The sequence below is a fragment of the Geodermatophilus sp. SYSU D00708 genome, assembly GCF_054050115.1.
The window spans coordinates 26,102-32,154 of the sequence record NZ_JBJGYS010000044.1 but is presented as its reverse complement, the minus strand read 5'-3'; the positions used below and the strand labels follow the sequence as shown (position 1 = coordinate 32,154).

Sequence of the window (6,053 nt, the reverse complement as noted above, 5' to 3'; positions counted from 1 at the left end):
CCCCCCCCCCCCCCCCCCCCCCCCCCCCCCCCCCCCCCCCCCCCCCCCGGCGAGGCGGACCAGGTCGGGGTGCTGGGCGAACCACGCGATGGTGTGCTTGAGCCCGTCGTCCAGGGACATCTGCGGCTCCCAGCCCAGGGCCCGGCGGGCCAGGCCGATGTCGGGCTGGCGCACCGTCGGGTCGTCCTCCGGACGGGGGACGAACTCGATGGGTGAGGCCGAGCCGGTCAGCTCCCGGATCCGCCGGGCCAGGTCGATCACCGGGATCTCGTGCGGGTTGCCGATGTTCATCGGCCCCGCCTCCGACGACAGCAGGAACCGGAGCAGCCCGTCGACGAGGTCGCTGACGTAACAGACGGAACGGGTCTGGGTGCCGTCCCCGGCGACGGTCAGCGGCTCACCGGACAGCGCCTGCCGGATGAACGTCGGGATGGCCCGGCCGTCGCGCGGCCGCATGCGCGGCCCGTAGGTGTTGAAGATCCGCACGATCGCGGTGTCGACGCCGTGCGTGCGCCGGTAGGCCGACGTCATCGCCTCGGCGAAGCGCTTGGCCTCGTCGTAGACACCGCGCGGCCCCACCGGGTTCACGTTGCCCCAGTAGGTCTCCGGCTGCGGGTGGACCAGCGGGTCCCCGTAGGTCTCCGACGTCGAGGCGAGCAGGTACCGCGCCCCCTTCTCCTTGGCCAGGCCCAGCGTGTGCAGGGTCCCGATCGAGCCGACCTTCATGGTGTGGATGGGCAGCTCGGCGTAGTCGATCGGCGAGGCGGGGGAGGCGAAGTGCAGCACGTAGTCGACCGGTCCGGGCACGTGGACGTAGTCGGTGACGTCGGCGCGGACCAGCCGGAAGCCCGGGCGTTCCAGCAGGTGCGCCACGTTCGCCGGCGTCCCGGTCAGGAAGTTGTCGAGGCACAGCACCTCGACGTCGCGGTCGAGCAGCGCTTCGCACAGGTGGGACCCGAGGAAGCCGGCACCGCCGGTCACGACAGCACGAGACATGGGGTGTCCTCTCACTCGGCCAGGGTCAGGGAGCCCACCGGCGAGGTGGCCTCGGGGTTGATCTGCTCGTCGGGCTCCAGGGGCTGCGGCCCGATCTCGTCGACCTCGTCGTCGGGCAGCACGATCCGCGAGCGCGGGTCCAGGGCGTCGGCCAGCAGGATCAGGTCGCCCACCTGCTTGTCCTGCTTCCACTGGAAGCCGGGCTTGAGGTTGAAGTAGGACTCCGGGTCCAGCGCCATGATGCCGAGGATCACCTCGGCGACGATCCGGCCGCCGACCGGGCCGAGCTTCTTGCCCTGGGCGAGCAGCTCGGCCTCCTTGAGCACGTAGTACCAGAGCGGCGCCTTGCCTCCCCAGCCCGGGGCCTTGAGGTTCAGCTCCTGGTTGGTCAGCGGGGTGATCCCCATCGCCTGGGCGACGTCCTGACCGCAGGGCAGGCCCAGCCGCTTGCCGCGCAGGAGGTTGCGCTCGGCGAGGGCGATGATCGCCTTGTCGGTGCGGGCCACCACCGTCGGCGGCAGGGTGAACAGCGGCAGCGAGAGCTGCGTGTTGATGAGGCGGGCGAAGTTCCGGTCGTCCGGTGGCTCGAGGCCCGGGATGTCGAAGAAGTAGTTCCAGTCCGCCCACAGGTCGTGCGGGATCGGGCGGTTGCCGCGGAGGTCCTCGAAACCGTCGGCGCCGAAGATCGGGACGGTGTGGCCGTCCTGCATCTCGTACTCGGCGCGGATCATGCTGTGCCCGAACCGGTAGGCCGCACCCGAGTACTCGATCGGCATGTAGGGGTTGTCGGGGTGCTCGGGCTTGTAGAACGTGCCGTGGAACTTGATCGGGCCGGCCCCGTCGCGCTTGATCAGGGTGTTGACGACGTCCTGACCGACGATGCGCGGCAGGTAGTCGTTGACGATCAGCCACTGGTAGTGCCAGCGACACTGGCGGCGGGCCTGCGCGAAGGTCATGCCCTGGTCCATGAACTTGTTGTGCAGCCGGATGAACACCGTGTGCAGCTGGGCGACGATCAGGTTCTCGTCGTTGCGCGGGTCGCCGAGGTAGGCGGCACCGACGTCGTCGCGCGGCAGGTCGACCAGGTCGTCGTGGTGCCAGAGCCTGAGGTAGCCGGGCTTGTCGGGGTCGTAGAGCTCGGGGCTGCCGTTCGCGTTCTTGCCGTAGACGCTGCCGAGGTCGAACCACGGGGTGTCGTAGTTCCGCATGGCCAGCGGGTCCTGCAGCCGGGAGCTCAGCGGGGTCTTGTCCAGGGTCATGTCGTGGTCGACGAACTGGCCGAAGTAGATGTAGCCGGCCGGGATCCCCCGGTTGTCGGCGGCCGGGTTGCTCAGCCGGACGTCTGTGAGCGGCTGGAGGCCGTCGTTCATGCTCGCGGCCAGCCACCGCAGCAGCCCGTCGGTGGGCGCGAAGGCCGGCAGGCCCGGGAACATGAGGCCGAAGCGCGCCTGCGCCCTCCGGTCGACGCGGACGGCGATGTCCGCTCCGCGCGGGTCGCCGACGGCGTGCGCCGCGGTCTCGGCGGGTGCGTCGGGGACCGGCGGCGGCTCGGTGGTCCCGGGTGCGGGGACGGGGTCCTCGGCCGCCCGCGCCGTGCCGGCGAGCCCGCCGCCGACGGCGGGCACCACCGCCGTGGCCAGCGCGCCGGCGAGGAAGCCGCGCCGGGCCATCCGCAGCGGACCGCCCGCTCCGCTGAACGGGCAGCCGCCCGCCGTCTGGTCGTCCTGGTCCACCCTCATCGCCCCCGGTCTCGTCCGGGCCCCCCGGCCCGCGTCGGGAGCAGCTTCGCCAGGACCGGCCCCGACGCGGCAGACGCGTCCGAGGGGGCGGCGAGCCCCTAGATGTGGGGGGCGCGACCGCCCGGGGACGGGCGGACGGGAGGCGACGCCGTCAGTCCGGCTGGCACGGGAAGGGGATCCACCAGATCCAGACGCGCTCGCAGTCCTGCGGGGCGATCCCTCTCTCGGCCGCGGTCGCCGGGGGTGCCACCAGCACGGCTGCCGCGGTGAACCCACCGACGACCAGGGCTCGGAGCAGTCGCATGGTCCCTCCCCAGGCCCTGCACCCCGGCGCCGAGTGCGGTGATCCTCGCCTCACCGGTGGAGTCGGATGCTGCCCACGTGGTGGGGTTCTCCCCAGGGCCCTTGGTCCCGGATGTCCGCGCCCCGCCGTCGGCCGCGGCGGGCGTCCCGACCGCGACGGACGCCATCGGCGACGCCGCGGTGCGGCACGTCCTGGACGCGCTCGACGGGCCGGCCGCCTCGCCGTCCGGACCGCACCGCATCGAGCACGTCGAGACACTGCCGGGCGCGCTCATCGGCCGCTTCCTGCGCCAGGGGGTCGCGGCCAGCATGCAGCCGACCCACTGCACCCACTCCACTCGCGCCGACCACACGGACGACTGGTCGGTCCGGCTGGGTGATGAGCGGGCCGACTGCGCCTGGCGTTGCCGCGACCTGCGCGACGCCGGGGTGCCCCTGGTGCTCGGCTCCGACTGGCCGGTCGCACCGTTCGACCCCCGGCGGGTGCTGGCCGACGCCCAGCTGCGCCGTCCGGCGGGGGAGCCCGGCGTCCACCGGTCCAGCCGCACCAGGGGCTGACCGCGCTGACGGCCCTGCAGGGCTACACGAGCCAGGCCGCCGACGCGGCGGGGGAGTCGCCGCGGCCGGGCGCATCGCGTCGGGATGCGGGCCGATCTCACCGCCTTCGCCGTCGACCCGCTGCGCGCGGACTCCGACGAGCTCGCCGACGCGCCGATCGCGCTGACCGCGGTCGACGGCGCCGTCGTCCACCGGCATGCGGGGGCGGACGCCTGACCGTTCCCTCCGGCGCTGACCGGTCGAGGGCAGCGTGCCGACCGTCACCCCCGGGACGCGTGCCCCGGGCCCGGGCGTCGTCCTACCGTGGGGAGGGTGCTCGGACGCCACCGGCGTCCCCCGGGTGCCCCATCCGATCGACGAGAAGCGCAGAAGAAGAACAGTGTCCGCAGAGCCCGAAGACCTCCGCACGCCTGGCCCCGACGCACGGCAGGACGCGAGCGGACCGCGGCCGACCCGGACGTTCGGATCGGTCACGGCGCGACGCTGGACCCGGCGCCTGGTGCGCAGCCTGGTGCTCCTCGACTCCTGGACCCCGACCACCCCCCGGCTGAGCTCTCCCCAGGCCGCACGCAGACACCTGCGAGCCGAGTGAACCCGCTCCGGTGACCTCACCGAGGCGCAGGCCGCTGCCCTCCTCGCCCTCGACGAGACGACTCCCTGGGAGGGCTGACCGCCGCCGCGGGCCGTGCGCTCGCCGCTCCCTGCCGGCGTCCAGGCCAGGGCACCGGTGGCCGGTAGCCGGTCCCCGTGGCCGGCGGTGCGGACCCGGACCGGCGTGTCCGACGGCCCGCCCGCGCGCCGCGCGGCGCACGCGCACGCGACGTCACGGAGGGGAGCCGTTGCGCTGGCGCGGCTCCGGCGGTCCGGCCCATCATTCTCGTGAGCTCACGCCCACCCCACCGACTCGTAGCAGGACGAGGGGAGCGGACATGGCACACGGCCCGACCGCCGAGGGCGGCAACCTCCACAAGGGACTCAAGCAGCGCCACCTCACGATGATCGCGATCGGTGGCGTCATCGGCGCGGGCCTGTTCGTCGGCTCGGGCGCGATCATCGGTGAGGTCGGCCCCGCGGCGTTCCTGACCTATGCCCTCACCGGCGTCCTGATCGTCATGGTCATGCGGATGCTCGGGGAGATGGCGGTCGCCAACCCCTCGACGGGGTCCTTCGCCGACTACGCGCGGCAGTCGCTCGGCGGCTGGGCCGGCTTCAGCGTGGGCTGGCTGTACTGGTACTTCTGGGTGATCGTGGTCGGCTTCGAGGCCGTGGCCGGGGCGGCGATCCTGCAGCGCTGGCTGCCCGACGTCCCGCTGTGGGTCATGGCCCTGGCCCTGATGGTGCTCATGACGGCGACCAACCTGTTCTCGGTGGCCTCCTACGGGGAGTTCGAGTACTGGTTCGCCGGCGTCAAGGTCTTCGCGATCGTGGCGTTCATCGCCCTGGGCGCGCTGTTCGTCCTGGGGCTGTGGCCGGGCCGCGACCTGGACTTCTCGAACCTGACCGAGCACGGCGGCCTGTTCCCCAACGGCGTCGGCACGCTCGTCTCGGGCATCGTGATCGTGGTCTTCTCGATGGTCGGCGCCGAGATCGCCACCATCGCCGCCGCCGAGTCCGCGGAGCCGGAGCGCGGCATCGCACGGGCGACGAACTCCGTCGTCTTCCGGATCCTGATCTTCTACGTCGGCTCCATCTTCCTGCTGGCCACCATCCTGCCGTGGAACTCCACGGAGCTCGGCGACTCGCCGTACGTGGCCGCGATGGAGGAGATGGGGATCCCGGCGGCGGCCGAGATCATGAACGCGGTCGTGCTCACCGCCGTCCTGTCCTGCCTGAACTCCGGCCTCTACACGGCCTCGCGCATGCTCTTCGTGCTCGCCGCCCGGCACGAGGCACCCGGCCGGTTGCTCTCGATCAACCGGCGTGGTGTCCCCGCGTGGGCGATCCTCGCGTCCAGCGTCGTCGGGTTCCTCTGCGTGATCGCCGCCTACGTGTCGCCGGACACGGTCTTCCTGTTCCTGCTCAACTCCTCCGGCGCGATCATCCTGTTCGTCTACCTGCTGATCACCCTGTCCCAGCTGCGGATGCGGCCGACGATCCCGCCGGAGCGGCTGCGGGTGAAGATGTGGTTCTACCCCGTCCTGACCCTGCTCACGGCGGCCGCCATCGTCGGGATCCTCGTGCAGATGTTCGTCCGGGACAGCACCCGGTCGCAGCTCCTGCTCAGCCTGCTCGCCTGGGCGGTCGTGCTCGTCGCCTACGCCGTCCGGCGCAGGGCCATCGGCGAGGCCCACCTGACCGACCAGGGGGTCGCCGCGGAGACCCGCGCCGACCGGTGGATGCACGAGCACGGCGCCGTCGTCGACGTCGAGGTCGACGCCGCCGTGGGGGAGGGGCGGCTGGACCCCCGCGTCATCCGGCGGATGGACGAGGAGGGCTACCCGAACGAGGCGCCGTGAC

At 72.7% G+C, this 6,053-nt stretch carries 6 protein-coding genes; 3 read left to right on the top strand and 3 right to left on the bottom strand.

The window, feature by feature from the left end:
• The 3 genes from ACI79D_RS23615 to ACI79D_RS23605 all read right to left on the bottom strand — a co-directional run.
• Window positions 1–996: UDP-glucuronic acid decarboxylase family protein (locus ACI79D_RS23615; protein ID WP_456920968.1), on the bottom strand; the 996-nt coding region annotated here is incomplete at its 3' end.
• 11 nt (window positions 997–1,007) lie between these two features.
• A complete protein-coding gene (locus ACI79D_RS23610) occupies window positions 1,008–2,735 on the bottom strand; it encodes a peroxidase family protein (protein WP_456920967.1) in 1,728 nt (575 codons plus the stop codon).
• Between the two features lie 151 nt (window positions 2,736–2,886).
• Window positions 2,887–3,039, bottom strand: a complete 153-nt coding sequence (locus ACI79D_RS23605) for a hypothetical protein (protein ID WP_456920966.1) — start codon at window positions 3,037–3,039, stop codon at window positions 2,887–2,889.
• A gap of 101 nt (window positions 3,040–3,140) precedes the next feature.
• Here ACI79D_RS23605 and ACI79D_RS23600 point away from each other — a divergent pair, with 101 nt between their 5' ends.
• From ACI79D_RS23600 to ACI79D_RS23590, 3 genes are all read left to right on the top strand, one after another.
• The gene (locus ACI79D_RS23600) at window positions 3,141–3,596 is read left to right on the top strand and encodes an amidohydrolase family protein (RefSeq protein WP_456920965.1); all 456 of its coding nucleotides are present in this window, start codon (window positions 3,141–3,143) and stop codon (window positions 3,594–3,596) included.
• 84 nt (window positions 3,597–3,680) lie between these two features.
• Window positions 3,681–3,812, top strand: coding sequence for a hypothetical protein (locus tag ACI79D_RS23595; RefSeq protein ID WP_456920964.1), 132 nt, complete (start codon window positions 3,681–3,683; stop codon window positions 3,810–3,812).
• 713 nt (window positions 3,813–4,525) lie between these two features.
• Window positions 4,526–6,052, top strand: coding sequence for an amino acid permease (locus tag ACI79D_RS23590; RefSeq protein ID WP_456920963.1), 1,527 nt, complete (start codon window positions 4,526–4,528; stop codon window positions 6,050–6,052).
• The last annotated feature ends 1 nt before the right edge of the window (window position 6,053 follow it).